The sequence below is a fragment of the Lentzea sp. NPDC037011 genome (assembly GCF_055607425.1).
Window position 1 is genome coordinate 1 of record NZ_JBVJRT010000018.1, and the last position, 15,416, is coordinate 15,416.

Here is a 15,416-nt window from a genome sequence, read left to right on the forward strand (position 1 = left end):
TCCACGGCGGCGACTGACCCCTCCTCACGGTCAAACATGATCCACATCCGACATGCTGCACGCCACCACGTTGATCATTCTGTTAGGACCTCTTAGGCATACAACCGTCCACTTGGGACGGAAAAGCAAGATCGCCCGCTGAACCTGCTTACGCAGGTCAGCGGGCGATTCTTATGCTGTATCCAATTGTGGAGCTGAGGGGACTCGAACCCCTGACCCTCACACTGCCAGGCTGGGGCTGCCGTTGGTGTACGTGGAGCCGCAGCGGATGCACAGGTCCGTTGCGACGATCCAGTACCGGCTGCCGTCGGACGAGCGCACCAGCGCGGGGTCGCGCACGCCCTTCGTGCCGATCGTGGAGCGCAGCGCCGGTGCGCCGCCGTTGAGGTCGGTCCAGTGCAGGCCGTCGCTGCTGTGCGCGAGGTGGAGCTGCTGGTCGATCGCGGAGTCACCGGTGAAGTGCACCATCAGGTAGCCGGGCTCGGCGGCGGCGACGGCGCGCTGCGGTGCGGCGAGGGAGTGGGAGACCAGGCACAGGGCAACGGCCGCGACCAGTGCCGCGAGCCGGGAGGTGAGTGCGCGCATGTGCCCTTCTTGCCGGGATGGGTCGGGTGGGGACGGGAGGGGTGGCCGCCAGCCGGCACCCACCCCTCCCGAGCTGTGGTGTGGTCAGCCGGTCAGGCGGAACGTGGCATCGCTGCGCGCCGTGGCGGTGGTGATCTGTTCCAGCTTCAGGAGGTAGGCGTAGTGCCGGATGTAGCGGTCGGGGTGGTTGTAGGACTGGAACGAGCTCCACGACGACGAGGCCAGCCCGGCGACCTGGCGGAAGGTGGCGTCCGCCGCGAACTGGGTGGTGCCGTCCAGCGGCGCGAGCACGAAGTCGTAGTTCACGTGCCGCAGGTAGTAGCCGGGGTAGTTGACCGACTGGAACGACACGGCGGAGGGGTCGGCCAGGCCCGGCATGATCCGGAACTGGGCGTCCTGCGCCGGGCTGACGTTGGCGTCGATGCGCACGTCGAAGTCGGCGTGCCGGACGTAGCGGTCCTGGAAGTTGAACGACTGCAGGCGGTTCACCGGCCGGCTCGTGCCGTACTTGGCCAGCACGCGGCTCTCCTCCGCGGCGGTCAGGCCCATGATCCCGCCGTGGCGCTTGCGGGTGCCGCCGAGCGAGTAGTCCGACACGGTGCGGAAGTTCCGCGTGCTGCCGAGGTTGGTGGACGCGATCGGCATGTACCCGCGGCCGGTGGCGAACTGGTCGAGCCACAGCGCCCACTCGTTGCGGTTGTTGAACGGCATCCACATCGGTCCCTCGACGACGTTGCCGCCGGTGGCGCCGTTGGAGATGCCCATGTGCGACAGGTCGCCGATCCGCGTCCACGTTCCCAGGACCGAGTTGCTGCCCTCGATGGTGATGTGACCGTCCGCGGAGGCGCGGTAGTAGCGGAACCCGCCGGTGCTGGTCGGCGACTCGACGATCTGGGTGTCGATGACGCCCTGGTTGCCGCTGCGGTCGATGTACACGGCCGGCGCGCTGACCGTGCGGAAGTCGCGGGTCCGCGTGTAGTAGATGCGGTGCTTCTTGACACCGTTGAGGGTCGCGTTCGTCGCCCAGTAGATGACGTAGTCGCCGGAGGCGGGGTCGAAGATCGCCTCGGGCGCCCACGCGTCACCCGCGCCGGGGATCGCGCCGGCCACGTCGAGCAACCGCGGCGCCGACCAGTTCACCAGGTCGGTGGACTCCCACACGACCAGCGACTTGCTGCCGCGGTTGGCCGCGTCGTCCCACGAGGTGCCGCTCGCGATGCGCAGGTCCGTCGCGATGATCCAGTAGCGGCTGCCGTCGGGGGAGCGGACGATCGCGGGGTCGCGCACGCCCTTCGTGCCCACGGTGGACAGGAGCGCCGGTGCGCCGTCGTTGAGGTCGGTCCAGTGCAGGCCGTCCTTGCTGTGCGCGAGGTAGAGCTGCTCCCCGCTCGCGGACTCACCGGTGAAGTGCGCCATCAGGTAGCCGGTGAACGGGTCGGCGGCCGATGCCCGGTCCACGGCGACGAGGACCTGTGCGGTGAGCACCAGCAGCGCCGCGACCAAGGCCGCGGCGGCGCGCGACGTGGTTCGTTGCACGGTTTGTTCTCCTCCGGTCAGAGGGTGGGGGCGATCGGGGCGATGGTGCCGTCGGCGTTGAACGTCATGCGGTCGACGGCGACCTCGCGGTTGGTGCCGTTGCCACCGGGTACGGCGAACCGGTGGTAGGCGGCGTACCAGGTGTCGGTGCCCGGTACCTGGACCACCGAGTGGTGGCCGGTGCCCTTGATGCCGAGCTCCAGGCGTTTCTGGAGCACGACACCACGTGCGGTCCACGGCCCGAGCGGCGAGGGACCGGTCGCGTAGGCCACCCGGTAGTTCTCGTCACGGGTGTCGTTCTCGGACCACATGAAGTAGTAGGTGCCGTTGCGCTTCAGCACGAACGACGCCTCGCGGAACCCCGGCGTGGTGATGGTGCGCACCGCAGCCGGGTCGAAGGAGACCATGTCGGCGTTCAACGGCACGACGTGCGCGGCACCGTTGCCCCAGTACAGGTAGGACTGCCCGTTGTCGTCGGTGAACACCATCGGGTCGATGGCCTGACAGGGGTGGGTGCCGGCCCGGACCAGCGGCTGGCCGAGCGCGTCGCGGAACGGGCCGGTGGGGGAGTCGGACACGGCCACGCCGAGGTGCTTGCGCGTGTCACCGGTGGCCGCGCCACCGCTGAAGTACAGGTAGTACCGGCCGTTCTTGGTGACGACCGCGGGCGCCCACGCCGAGTTGTCGGCCCAGGAGACGTCCGGTCCGTGGTCCAGGACCACGCCGTGGTCGGTCCAGTTCACCAGGTCGGTCGACGAGAACGCCTTGTAGTACGGGGAGGACCAGCTCGCGTACCCGTCGGTCGTCGGGTACAGGTAGAAGCGGCCGTTGAGGTGGGTGATGTGCGGGTCGGCGAACAGGCCGGGTATCACCGGGCCCTTGGCGGTCTTCGGCTGCCACGGTGCCGTGACCTTGAAGGAGCTGTCGGCGCGGAACCTGTCCGTGTCCTGGTAGGACTCCACCCACAGCTCGAAGTTCTTGTGCCGCAACCGCCGGTCGGGGTAGTTGAACGACACCAGCGACACCGAACCGGTCACCGAGCCGTCGGCGGGGCAGAACGTCGCGTCCCCGCGGAAGGTGGGTGTGCCGTCGTTGGCCTCCAGGCGCACCCGCAGGTCGCGGTGGCGCAGGAACATCCCGTTGGCGGCCTGCAACGAGTAGCACGACGGTGACGCCAGCCCGTTGACCACGGTGACCGTGGCGTCCGACCGGACCTGGGCGGAACTGGCCGAGGTCACGGTGTCGAGGCGGCCCAGGAAGTCGGCGTGGCGCAGGAACCGGCCGGGGTGGCTCACCGCCTCCAGCGACCGCGCGCCGACGGGCAGGGTGGCCGCGGACGCCGGCGTTGCGGGCAGGACGAGGGTCGATGCGACGACGAGAGAGGACGCCGTGAGCAGGCGGGTCCCTCGGTTCATGACGGCTCCGATCATCGTCGAACGGGGCGAATCGTCGAGTTAGCGCTAACAACATTCGATTGTGCGGCTCATTCGGCGAGCTGCTGTGCGGTTTCGAATGAGTGTTAGCGTTAACATCCTTCGGTCGAGCTAAATGAGAGCACGACGGCAACTCGGGCGTCAACGGATCGTGTCGATGAGGTGTCGAACGGTCAACACGCCGCATCGACGACAGCGATGTGCTCGGTCAACCAGGCGATCTCGTCGTGCAGCCACGTCCCGGGGCCCAGGACGCGTCCGGCGCGTGCGTGGAAGTCGCGTTCGGCCTCGACCCTCGCGACGATGCGCCCGCCGAAACCCCGGCGCTGGTCCTCGGCCAGGCCGTACGCGTCGAGGAAGGTGCGCAGGAGACCCAGCTGGTGGTCGAGCGGGTGGGTGATCTCGGGACCGAGCAGCCACAACCACGCGGCGTAGGCGACGTCGTGGACGCGGGGACCGGGGGCCGCCTGGTCGAAGTCGAAGGCGGACACGGGAAGACCGCGCGAGAAGGCGACGTTGAGCGGCGAGAAGTCGTTGTGGCACACCGTCTCCTCGGCACCCGCGAGCGGCGCTCCCGCGGTCGCGTCGTGCAGTCGGCGCAACAGCCGGGCCGCGGCGGTCACCTGGGCGGACGACCAGTCGCGGGCCCGGAACTCGGTCACCACCTCACCCCGCTGGAAGCTGAGGACCTCGCGCCCCCTGTCGTCGATGCCCAGCAGCCTCGGCGCGGCCTCGCACCCCACGTCCTCCAGGTGTCGCAGCAGCCGGTGCACGAACGGCGAATGCGGCCCGACCGGGCGCCGCACCGTGTCCCCCACCCGGACCACGCCCTGCGTGATCATGCCACCGGTCAGCGGGATCTCGACGGAAGACAACTTTGAACTCCTGGTGGTTGTTGGCAGACTCGACGTCGCTGAGCAGATCAAGTTCCGCGCGGTGGTGTCCAACAACCGACACGCCGACGAACAACAACCAGGAGTTGTCGATGGACCTCGGTGCCGTCCGGGCCTTCCTCGCCGTCGTCGACACCGGGCACTTCACCGAGGCGGCCGACCACCTGGGCCTGAGCCAGCAGGCCGTGTCCAAGCGGATCGCCAGGCTGGAGTCCGACCTGGACGTCGTCCTCCTCACCCGGTCCCGCACCGGTGCCGGTCCCACCGAGGACGGTGCGGCCTTCCTCCCGCACGCCAGGGCGTTGATCGGCCTGGCCGACCAGGCGACCGCGATGCTCCACGCCCGCCGCCGCCCGCTGCGCATCGACGTGCTCGCCCGCGTCGCCGCACCGATCGACCTGGTCCGCTCCTTCTACGAGGCCGGCGACGTGGAGGTCGACGTCGTCATCTCGCGCGGAGCCGTCTCCCGGCACGCGGCACTCGCCGACGGCTCGGTCGACGCGGCGTTCGGCCGCGTCACCGGACCCCTTCCCGCGGGGATCGAGTGCGTCCCCGCCTGCCTGGAACCGATTCCCGTGCTGGTCGGCCGCCGGCACCGCCTCGCCCGGCGCAGGCGCGTGCCGATGGCGGAGCTGGCGGGCTTGACGGCGTGGATGCCCGGCAACACCGGCGACAGCGAGTGGGCGGAGTACTACCGCTTCCTCAGCGCCGAGTTCGGCGTGCGGATCGACAGCTCGGGCCCGGTGTTCGGCGGCGAGCACGTGATGGACGAGATCGGGGCCTCGGCCGAGCTCATCACGTTCGGCAACACCAGGCAGTTCCCCGTGCACCGGGACGTCGTCCAGCTCACCGTGGTCGATCCCACGCCGGTCTACCCCTGGTCGCTGCTGTGGCACCAGGCGAACCGCCACCCGGCACTGCCGCTGCTCGCCGACCACGTGCGGGCCCGCCACCGCCCGTTCGACCCGCGGCACCAGTGGTTGCCTGCTCCCGACCGGACATCAACCGGGTAGCAGCGCGAGCTCCGCCTCCGCCATTTCCCGCTGCCCGCGGTTGCCGAGGGTGTCGAGCTTGCCGAGCGCGAACGTCAGGCAGGCCCGAGCCTGCTCGACCTCACCCGCGCGGCGCCGCGCGACGCCTTCGTTGAGCGCCAGCTCCCCCTCGGTGCGGTAGCTCATCTGGAGCTCACCGATCGTCGTCCTCGCGTCGTGGTAGCTCTCCGCCGCTTCCTTCCAGCGACCCAACGCCGACAGGCAGTCGCCCATGAGCGTCAGCAGCAACGCCAACATCCGGTCCAGCGTCTCCTGGTTGGTCTGGTCGCGGTTCTGCTTCGACTGGTCGAGTGTGGACGCGAACCGCTCCAACGCGTCGGCGAACCTGCCTGCTGCCAGCAGGCAGACGCCCAGGCCGAGGGACGTCCAGACCCGGTGCTGGAAGTAGTCGAACTCCCCGGACCCCTCATAGGCGAAGGTGATGTGTTCGAGCCCTTCCGCGAACTTGCCGAGGTGTGCGAGCACCAGCCCGGTGGACAAGTTGGCGGACATGACGATCCGGCGGTGTCCGATCTCCTCCGCAATCGCCATCGCTTCCCGCAGCGTTGCGAGCGCGAGCTCCTGTTCGTCGGTGCAGCGGTGCTGCGTCGCGCCGAGCAGGTTCAGCATCTCGGCCTCACCGCGCCGGTCGCGCAGTGCCCTGGCGGCCTTCAGGCCGAGCTCGAAGACCTCGTTCCAGCGGTGCTTCTGCTCGCGGCCGATGGCGTAGCAGTGGATCGCATCCGCGAAGTCGAGCACCTGGCGGTGCCGGCCGAGTGCCGCGGTCTCCTGGTGCACCGCCAACCAGTTCGAGGCCTCCCGGTCGAGCCACTCGGCCGCTTCCTCGTACGAGCGGAACGGGCAGTCCCGCGGCACCTCCCGCACGTCCGGGAAGAACAGCCCGCCCGCCGCGGACGCCAGGTCCAGGACGTGCGTGGCGAAGGCGTCGCGCAGCTCGTCGCGCACGTCCTGCGGCTCTTCCGCAAGCCGGCGTTCGCGCGCGAAGATGCGGATCAGGTCGTGGAACTGGAAGCGCACCGACTCGGTCGTGATCGTCAGCAGGGACATCTCGACGAGCTCGTCCAGCACCAGACCGACCTCGGCCACCGGCACACCGGTCGCCACAGCGGCGAGATCGTCGTCGAAGTGCACGCCGGGAACGGCGGCCAGCCGGCGGAACACCGACCGGGCCCGCGGCGACAACGCCTGGTACGACGTCGAGAACGCCGTCCGCAGGTCCTCGTCGCCCATCGAGAGCGAGTCCAGCAGCCTCCGCTCGTCCCGCAGCTCACCCGCCAGCGCGGCGACCGATCGCCCGTCGCGCCCGGCAGCGAGACGGGTGCACACCATCCGCACCGCCAGCGGCAGGTTCCCGCACAGCGCCACCAGCTCCCGCACGGCCTCGGGTTCCTCGCGCACCACCTGCTCGCCGGCGACGGCCGCGACCAGCTCCACGGCACCGTCCTGCGTCAGCGTGTCCAGCAGCACCCAGCGCGCCGACTCCAGCCCCGCCAGCACGCGCCGGCAGGTCACGACCGTCAGGCACCCCTCGCTCATCGTCAGCAACGGCCTGACCTGGCTCTCGTCGGAGGCGTTGTCCAGCAGCACGAGCACCCGCCGGTCGCGCAACACCTTGCGGAACAACGAACTGCGCTCGTCGAGCGTCGCGGGCATCCGCCACGGCGGCACGTCCAGCGAGGCCAGCATCTGTTCCAGCGCCGCGGCGGGGCTGAGCGGCCGGTCGTCGACGCCGCGCAGGTCCAGCGCGAGGCAGCCGTCGGGGAAGGAGGAGAGCAGGTCCTCCGCCGCCGCCACCGCCAGCGACGTCTTCCCGACCCCCGGTGGTCCCGCGATCACGACGACGCCACCGGCTTCGGCCTCGCGGGACAGCCGCAGGAGCTCCTGCTGCCGTCCGACCAGGCCGGGCACCGCCGGCAGGCTGCGCAACGCCGCGTTCTTCGCGGCCCCGGCCGAGCGGCGACGCCCCTGCCTCGCCAGGGAGAGGAAGGAGTCCCTGGCACCCCCCGCGAGTCCCAGCGCGTCGGCGAGCAGCTCCGTCGAGCGCTCCTGCGGCGCACTCGCCCGGCCGCGTTCCAGCTCGCGCAACGCACGGACGCTCATCCCGGAGGCGAGGGCCAAGCCTGCCTGCGTCAGTCCCGCCGCCGTCCGGAGGCTCAGCAGGACCTCACCGAACGGCGACTCGGACGCCGAGGTGTGGGTGGCACTCATGGCCTCACTCTCCCTGCCTTGAATGGCCGACTGATGTGGAACGGGGATGAGGTTCGGGAGAACGTCATCCGGGAGTGGCGGTCTCCGCCACCGGCAACAGGGCCAGCTCGGCCTCCACCGGCGCGCGGTCACCGCGGTCGGCGGGGTCGTCGCAGAGGTCGAGTGCGCGCGTGAGGCACTCGCGTGCGCGCTTGAAGTCGCCCGCCTGGCGCCACGCCGTGCCCTCGCACACGAGCAGCTCCACCCGGCTGCGGTAGGTGGGTCGGTCCGTCCCGAGCAGTCTGACGACCTCGTGGTAGTGCTCGGCGGCCTCGGCCCAGCGACCCAGGCCGGCGAGGCAGTCGCCGATGTTCATCCGCACCAGCACCACCGTCTTCCCGGCCACCTCCTGGTTCGTCTCACCGATCCGTTCGGAGGCCTCCACGAGCAGTGGGGCGAGAACGGCGAGGGCCTCGGCGAAGTGGCCGGTCGCAAGCCGCAGACCACCACACCCGAGCTGCATCCAGAACCGGGTCTCGAAGAAGTCGTACGGCTCCGACATCTCGAAGGCGAGTTCGGCGTGCCGCAGCGCCTCCTCGGGCCTTCCCGCGAACACCAGCGGCCACCCCAGCGCCGAGTGCGCGACCATGGCGCCCTGGTGGTGGCCGATCTCCTCGGCGAGGGTCAGCGCCTCGAACATGGTGCTCAGAGCGCGTTCGCTGTCGCCGTGGCCCCACTGGAACGCTGCTCCCCACTGGGTGAGCAGGTCGGCCTCCGCCTTCTGGTCTCCCAATTGCCTCGCAGCGCGTACACCGAGCTCGAACACGTCGGTCCAGTCATGCCCCGCGTAACGCCCGTGCGCGTAGTTGTACAACGACCAGGTGCAGTCGACCACCTCGCGGTACCGGTGGGCCTCCGTCGCCCGGTGCAGCACCAGGAGCCAGTTGGTGGACTCCTGCTCCAGCCACTCCCTCGCCTCCTCCTGGGACCCGAACGGGCTGTCCGGCGGCACGTCCGCCACCGTGGCGAGGAACAGCCGGGCGGCGGCGGTGGTCTTCCGCAGCACGTGGGTCAGAAGGGCGTCCTGCAGCCGGTCCCTGACGTCCTCCGGTTCCTGCGCTGCCAGGCGTTCCCCGGCGAACAACCGGACGAGGTCGTGGAACTGCAACCGCATCCGCGCGGCCGTCACGGTGAGCAGCGATGCCTCGACCAGTTCGTCCAGCTGTGCCTCGACCTCCTGCGCGGACACCCCGGTGACGACCGCCGCGAGCTCCTCGCTGAAGTGGGCTCCCGGGATGAGGGCGAGCCTGCGGAACACCTCCTGCGCCGCGGGGCTGAGCCTGCGCAGCGACAGCTCGAAGGCGGGCCTGAGCCGCAGGTCGCCCGCCGCGAGCGAGTCGAGCCGCCGGTGTTCGTCGCGGAGCTGTCCGGCCAGGTAGGACAGCGACCAGTGCCGGCGGGTCGCCAGCCGGTTGCCGACGATCCGCACGGCCAGCGGGAGGTTGCCGCACAGGTCCACCACCTCCCTGGCGGCGGCGGGATCGGCCAGCACGACGTCCTCGCCGACGATCGTGGTCAGGAGGTCGACGGCGCCCTGCTCGGGCAGCACGTCGAGCACCAGGCGCTGCACCGGGTCCAGGTCCGCGAGGTCCAGGTCCGGGAGCGAACGCCGGCACGTGATGATCGTGAAGCTGCGGTCGGCACCGGCCAGCAACGGCAGCACCTGCGCCTCGTCGGCGGCGTTGTCCAGCAGGACCAGGGTGCGGCGGTCCCGCATCAGCGTGCGGAAGAGCGAGCTCCGTGCGGCTTCCCCGGGAGGGACGCGGCCGGCGGGCACGCCGAGCGCGGTGAGCATCCGCTCCAGCGCGAACCCGGGCTGGACGGGCTGGTCGTCCACACCGCGCAGGTCGATCGCGAGGCAGCCGTCCGGGAAGTGCCCCTTCAGACGGTCCGCGGCGGTCACGGCGAGCGAGGTCTTCCCGACACCGGGAGGCCCGGCCACGACCGTGGTGCCCCCTGCCCGCGCGGCGCGGGACAGCCGGCCGAGCTCGTCGTCCCTGCCGACCAGAGCGGGCACGGCGGGCAAGCCGTACAGCATCGTCCTGGTGCCGGACGCGCTGGACCTGCGCCTGCCCTCCCTGGCCAGCAGGAGGAACGACTCGCGTTCGTCGCCGGTCAGCCCCAGCGCGGTCGCCAGCAGCTCGGTGGACTTCTCCTGAGCGGCCGCGGCCCGTCCGTGCTCCAGCTCGCGCAGCGCGCGCACGCTCAACCCGGAGGCGAGCGCCAGCTCCCTTTGCGACAGGCCCGCCGAGGTCCGGTACCTCAGCAGACAGTGGCCGAAGGACGGACCGGGTGGTTCATCGCGCAGCTCTGTCACGCGGACCATTCAACCCCGCCACCCGTGAGGTGCAAAGGGGCAGGGTGATGTGTCCGTCTGTACCGATGATGTCCTCAGCGGGAGGAAACCACGTCACCCTCGCGCGCGGAGTGCCGGGGGTGCGTTCGCCTCACCGTCCGGATTGGACAGTGCGGCGCCGGCGTGGCGTTCGCGGTTCGACGGTCCCCAGTGCACCGGGGTGGGGGCGGCCGAGCCGGACGCAGGCCGCCACGTGTCCGTCGAGGACCTCCTGCAGGGGCGCCGGCCTGCGAACCGGCGGGGTGAAGCCGTCCTCGGCCTCCGCCGACCAGGGAGCCGGGTGCACGGACATGCCCTGCCGCGGACCCAGCCCGGCAGTGTCGTCCCGCCACGTCGGCCACAGGACCTCGCGGTAGTGCCCAGCCGCGCCGCCGTTCACGAGCCAGTCCAGCCAGCGGTCGTGGTCCAGTCCCGTGGTCTGCCACGCGAGGGTGGCGGGGCTGAAGTAGATCACGTCGTCCGGGCGGCCCGGTCTGCCGTGCGAGCGGGGCTCGGGGCCGTTGAGCACGAACACGCCCCCCAGCGCGTCGTGCGCGACCACCAGCCCGGCCGCCGGCCGCCGGTCCACCTCGGCCGGCCGGTGGAAGCCGTCCGGTGCGGCCGGCCGGTGCACGCCGTTCACCTCGGCGATGCCGGGCATGCCCTCCGGTCCACCGCCCGACCCGCCGTAGACCCGCACCCAGCTCTCGTGCAGCAGGATGCCGCCGGTGTTGAGGACGATCGCGCCCAGTCGCGACTCCGCGCTGAGCCGCAACCGCCGCAGCGCCGCACGGCACGCGCCCGGATCGGGCCGGAGCACCGTGGACCGGGCCAGGCTGCAGTTCAGGTCGGCGGCCAGCCACTCCCACACGGCGTCCTGCACGTCGGCGAGCTCTTCGGCGTTCGTCACTGGTTCTTCCCGTTCTCGGCTCCGGCGCGGCGGTGGTGCGCTTTCCGGCCTAGTGCGCCGGTGAGGTGCGGTGCAAGCACGTCGGCGGAATCCGCCCTGGTGGACCGCGCATCCTGCTCGTTCGCACCGGAGCATCCCGTACCGAGTACGTCCGCTTTTCGTCATTCCTTCACGGCGTGACCGCTAATTCCTATTATCAGGTACATTGGTCTAGTGGACGAGTCGGAGTGCTGGTCGACGTTCGGAGAGCTGTTGCTGGGATACCGGCGTGCCGCTGGGCTGAGTCAGCTGGGTCTGGCGGAGCGGTCGGGTATCAGTGTGCGTGCGTTGCGGGAGCTGGAGCAGGGCCGGGCTCGTGCGGCGCAGCGGCGGTCGGCCGAGGTGCTGGCGGACGCCTTCGAGCTGGGCGCCGTGCAGCGGGAGGAGTTCCTGCGGGTCGCGGAGCACGGACGCAGGCGGCGGTCTCCGGTGTCGGTCTCCGGTGTCGCCGAGCTGCCGCCCCTGCCCGTGGACCGGGTGGGAAGGGGGCGGGAGCTGTCCCGGTTGCAGGAGTGCATCCGCACGAGTCCGTCGGTGGCGATGGTCGGTCAGCCCGGCGTGGGCAAGACGGTGCTGGCGGCGTCGGCGGCGCACTGGATGCGCGACGAGTTCCCGGACGGGTGCCTGGCGGTCGACCTGCGCGGGGTCGACGAGCAACCGCTCCCCGTGCAGGTCGTGTTCGACCGGTTGCTGCGGGCGCTGGGCGTGGCGCCGAGCGACGTGCCCAGCGCCGTGAGCGAGCAGTCGGGCCAGTACCGCGCGGTGCTGCAGCAGCGGAAGGTGCTGGTGCTGCTGGACAACGCCGCCTCGGAGGCGCAGGTCCGGCCGTTCCTCACGACCTCTCCCGGCTGCCGGACGCTCGTGACGTGCCGCCGCATGCTGGCCGGCCTGGAAGGGGTGCGGTGGCTGCACCTCGACCCGTTCGACGACGAGGACGCGGAGGCGTTGCTGCAGGCCGTCGTCGGTGAGCGCCGGGTGCGGGCCGAGCCGGACGCGGTGGCCGGGTTGATCGAGCTGTGCGGGAACCTGCCGCTGGCGTTGCGGATCGCGGGCAACCGGCTGGCGAGCAGGCCGCACTGGTCGTTGCGGTACCTGGTGGACCAGCTGCGGGACGAGCGCACGAGGCTGACGTCGCTGTCCGCGGGGGACCTGCAGGTGCGGTCGGCGTTCGAGGTGTCGTACCGGGGATTGTCGCCGCAGGGCCGGATGTTGTTCCGGCGGCTGGCGGCGGTGCCGGGCGCGGACTTCGGTGTGGAGCTGACGCAGGTGGCCGGGGGTGTGACGGAGTCGGAGGCGTTCGGCCAGCTCGACGAGCTGGTGGACGCGAGCATGGTGCAGGCGGGTCCGGCGGAGGGCCGGTTCCGGTTCCACGACCTGCTGCGGTTGTTCGCCCGTGAGCGCTGGGAGGCCGAGGACGACGAGGCCGACCGCTTGCTGACGACGGAGGCGGTGCTGGAGCACCTGCTGGGCATGGCGACGGCGGCGGGGGAGAGGTTCTCGCCGGAGGAACCCGCGAACGAAGTGTTCGGTTCGCTGGACGAGGCGCGGTCGTGGCTGGAGCAGGAGCGGTCGAGCTGGCTGGCCGCGTTCCGCGAGGCGGCGCGGACCGGGCGGCACCGCGAGGTCGTGGAGCTCGCGCGGGCGATGCACTGGTACGCCGACGACGACCGGCACGGCGTCGACTGGGTCGAGGTCTTCGGCGCCGGGGTCGACGCGGCGCGCACGCTGCGCGACGTGACCGCGGAGGCACAGCAGCGCAACCTGCTCGGGTGGGCCCTGGTGACCGCGCAGGACTGCGCGGGCGCGGTGGAACAGCACAAGATCGCCCTGCGCTGCGCAGACGAGGCCGGTGACCGGTTGGAGCGGGTGTGGGCGCTGGCGCACGTCACCGCGCAGGAGTTCATGCTGGGCGACCGCCAGAACAGCCTGGAGCACGCGCGGCAGGCCGTCGAGCTGTCCGCCCCGTTCGGGTTCTGGACGGTGCGGATGACCGTGCGCTACCAGTTCGGCGTGTTGCTGCTGCTCGACAACAGGCCGCGCGAAGCGCTCGCGGTGCTGGAGGAGCTGCTGCAGGAAGCACTGCGGCACAACCAGAACGGTGAGCTGGCGTTGTCCCGCACGAGGTTGCTGGCGATGTGCATCGAGGGCGTGGCCCGGGGCCTGCACGCGGTGGGGCAGTGCGGCCGGGCGGCGCCGATGTTCGCCGAGGCGCGCGGCCTCTTCGAGAAGGTGGGTGCCTCCGTGCACTCGGCGCGGGCCGCGTTCCGGGAGGGCCGCTGCCGCCTCGACTCGGGTGAGCACCAGGTCGCGGACTCCCTGTTCCGGTGCGCGCTGGCCACCTTCGACGAGCTGTCGCTGCCGGAGCAGCGGGCCGAGGTCGAGGTCGAGCTCGCCCGCATCCCCGCCCACTGACCCCGGTCCGGGGTGCGTTGAGGCAGGAAAGACTTCCTTTGTGGTTCCCGGTTGGGCCGTTCGTGTTGATCCTGCCCCGGCGGAGTGGCTGGATTGCGGAACGATCGCGGTCCGATCGAGTCCGCACCGCGCACTCGATGGCCAGAGAGGAGCCGTCGCGGCAGGCGAGCTGAGCGGCAGTTCGGAGTGGACTGAATGGACATCAAGTTCGATCCGACGTTCGACTGGCTGTGGATCCTGGTGGCGGGCCAGAAAGCCCCGAGGATCGACGTGGCGGCCACCCGTGCCCTCGCGCAGAACTGGGTCGAGAGCGGTCGCACCCTCGGCGAGATGGCGAACGGCGTCCTCGACCTGGTCAGCAACGTCGAGAACGCCATCGGCGGCCGGGCGGGCCGCGCGTTCCGCGACCGCGTGACGAGCATCGTCAACGCGGTCCCGAGCATCGTCCAGCTCGCCAACAAGCAGTCGACCAGCCTGCTGGAGCTCGCGCTGAACGTCGAGCAGTCCATCTACACGATGCTCATCGAGATCGCGTTCTTCGCGGCCTCGATCCTGTGGGCGCTCGCGAGCCCGTTCACCGCACCCCTGGTGCCCGCCTTCATCACCGCGGCCAGGACCGCCATCCAGCAGATCAGCGCGCAGCTGCACTGGGCGATCCGGCTGATCATGGAAGGCATCGAGGAGGGCATCGACGAGATCTTCCAGGACGCCATCGCCCAGGTCACCCAGTTCCTGGAGGGCAACCGCTTCGAGTGGGACGTCCGGAGCACCATCGTCGGCGGCGTCGCCGGCCTCGGCGCCGGGATCATCGCGGGCGGCATGCACACCGGCATGCGGGAGTGGAAGCCCAAGGTCGAGGACAACGTGCTGTTCCACGGCACCAGCGAGGCCACCGCCGACGTCGTGGTCGGCGCCGCCGCCGCGAGCATCCTCGGCGGCAGCATGGACGACCTGTGGACCGGTGCGGTCGGCGGCATGTTCAGCGGTGGCACGCAGAAGAAGGCCGACGACGCGGGCAATGCCATCGAGGACCACCTTCGGGAGACCGGGTACATCAAGTCGCCTCCGATCGGGGAGATCGGTCGGCCGGATGCGCCGGATGTTCCTGGTGCGGGCGGTCCTGGGGGGAACGGTTCTGCGGGGAATGGTTCCGGGGGGAACGGGTCTGCGGGGAATGGTTCTGGCGAGAATGGTTCCGGGGGGAACGGTTCTGAGGCGGCGGGCGGCGAGGGGGGCTCGGCCGGGGGCGATGGGGCCGACGCTGCCGTTGGGGGCGGTGGGGTGCCTGGGGGTGTGCCCGCTGGGGGTGTGCCCGGTGCTGGCGTGCCTGGTTCTGGGGTGCCCGGTGGTGGGGTGCCTGGTGGTGCCGGTCGAGACGGTGCGGATTCCGGCGGTCAGAAGGACGGCGTGGGTCCGCAGGCCGAGGGCGCGGCTGGTCCGCCGTCGGGTGTGGGGGTCGCCGGCGGCGGCGCGAGTCCCGGCCAGGGGTCGAATCCCGGTCAGGGGTCGAATCCCGGTCAGGGGTCGAATCCCGGTCAGGGCACGAATTCCGGCCAAGGCGCGAACTCCGGTCAGGGCACGGGCGGACGGCCGGAAGCGGGCGCCGGTGTGCCCGGCGGTGCCGTTCCCGGCGCGGTGCCGGGTGGCGGCCCGGCCGGAAACGCCGGCGAGTCGGGTAGCCAGCAGGTTCCGGGTAGCCAGCAGGTTCCGGGTAGCCAGCAGGTTCCGGGTGGCCAGCAGGTCCCGGGTGGCCACCCGACGCCTTCCGTGCCACCCGTAGTGGAAGCACCCCCGGCAACGGGCGCGGCCACGCGCCCTGACTCGGGTGCGCAGTCGCCGGGCTCGCAGTCGCCGGGCTCGCAGTCGCCGGGCTCGCAGTCGCCGGGCTCGCAGACGCCGGGCTCGCAGACGCCGGGCTCGCAGACGCCGGGCTCGCAGACGCCGGGCTCGCAGACGCCGGGCTCGCAGACGCCG

Annotated in this window: 10 protein-coding genes; 3 read left to right on the top strand and 7 right to left on the bottom strand. The window is 71.2% G+C overall.

The features are described from left to right. Window positions 1–219: 219 nt before the first annotated feature. From ACZ7CH_RS37325 to ACZ7CH_RS37340, 4 genes are all read right to left on the bottom strand, one after another. Window positions 220–585 carry a hypothetical protein gene (locus ACZ7CH_RS37325; protein ID WP_470376082.1) on the bottom strand — a complete coding sequence of 122 codons (366 nt, stop codon included), beginning with the start codon at window positions 583–585 and terminating at the stop codon, window positions 220–222. A gap of 84 nt (window positions 586–669) precedes the next feature. Beyond that, the gene (locus ACZ7CH_RS37330; protein ID WP_470372026.1) at window positions 670–2,121 is read right to left on the bottom strand and encodes a glycoside hydrolase family 43 protein; all 1,452 of its coding nucleotides are present in this window, start codon (window positions 2,119–2,121) and stop codon (window positions 670–672) included. 17 nt (window positions 2,122–2,138) lie between these two features. Further along, window positions 2,139–3,536 carry a family 43 glycosylhydrolase gene (locus ACZ7CH_RS37335; RefSeq protein ID WP_470376083.1) on the bottom strand — a complete coding sequence of 466 codons (1,398 nt, stop codon included), beginning with the start codon at window positions 3,534–3,536 and terminating at the stop codon, window positions 2,139–2,141. Between the two features lie 191 nt (window positions 3,537–3,727). Further along, window positions 3,728–4,429 (bottom strand): phosphotransferase, encoded by a 702-nt coding sequence (locus tag ACZ7CH_RS37340; protein WP_360388194.1) that lies wholly within the window; start codon window positions 4,427–4,429, stop codon window positions 3,728–3,730. A gap of 110 nt (window positions 4,430–4,539) precedes the next feature. Between ACZ7CH_RS37340 and ACZ7CH_RS37345 the strand changes: the two genes are divergently transcribed. Then, window positions 4,540–5,460 (top strand): LysR family transcriptional regulator, encoded by a 921-nt coding sequence (locus tag ACZ7CH_RS37345; protein WP_360388197.1) that lies wholly within the window; start codon window positions 4,540–4,542, stop codon window positions 5,458–5,460. On the opposite strand, the gene ACZ7CH_RS37350 is transcribed toward ACZ7CH_RS37345, so the two are convergent. From ACZ7CH_RS37350 to ACZ7CH_RS37360, 3 genes are all read right to left on the bottom strand, one after another. Next, window positions 5,449–7,707 (bottom strand): ATP-binding protein, encoded by a 2,259-nt coding sequence (locus ACZ7CH_RS37350; protein WP_470376084.1) that lies wholly within the window; start codon window positions 7,705–7,707, stop codon window positions 5,449–5,451. The genes ACZ7CH_RS37345 and ACZ7CH_RS37350 overlap by 12 nt on opposite strands. A 64-nt stretch (window positions 7,708–7,771) precedes the next feature. Next, window positions 7,772–10,063, bottom strand: coding sequence for a helix-turn-helix domain-containing protein (locus ACZ7CH_RS37355; RefSeq protein ID WP_470376085.1), 2,292 nt, complete (start codon window positions 10,061–10,063; stop codon window positions 7,772–7,774). Between the two features lie 130 nt (window positions 10,064–10,193). Further along, window positions 10,194–10,991: a DUF2625 family protein gene (locus ACZ7CH_RS37360; RefSeq protein ID WP_360388205.1), complete on the bottom strand. Its 798-nt coding sequence runs from the start codon at window positions 10,989–10,991 to the stop codon at window positions 10,194–10,196. A 213-nt stretch (window positions 10,992–11,204) separates the two neighbouring features. On the opposite strand from ACZ7CH_RS37360, the gene ACZ7CH_RS37365 reads away from it, so the two are divergent. Then, window positions 11,205–13,442 (top strand): ATP-binding protein, encoded by a 2,238-nt coding sequence (locus tag ACZ7CH_RS37365; protein WP_360388207.1) that lies wholly within the window; start codon window positions 11,205–11,207, stop codon window positions 13,440–13,442. A 195-nt stretch (window positions 13,443–13,637) separates the two neighbouring features. Further along, window positions 13,638–15,416 (top strand): WXG100-like domain-containing protein (locus ACZ7CH_RS37370; protein WP_470376086.1); only part of this gene is annotated, 1,779 nt, incomplete at its 3' end.

Bases quoted from the DNA above. Each gene is read 5' to 3' on its own strand.
- ACZ7CH_RS37335 (WP_470376083.1), bottom strand. From the start codon at position 3,536: ATGAACCGAGGGACCCGCCTGCTCACGGCGTCCTCTCTCGTCGTCGCA.
- ACZ7CH_RS37345 (WP_360388197.1), top strand. From the start codon at position 4,540: ATGGACCTCGGTGCCGTCCGGGCCTTCCTCGCCGTCGTCGACACCGGG.
- ACZ7CH_RS37350 (WP_470376084.1), bottom strand. From the start codon at position 7,707: ATGAGTGCCACCCACACCTCGGCGTCCGAGTCGCCGTTCGGTGAGGTC.
- ACZ7CH_RS37325 (WP_470376082.1), bottom strand. From the start codon at position 585: ATGCGCGCACTCACCTCCCGGCTCGCGGCACTGGTCGCGGCCGTTGCC.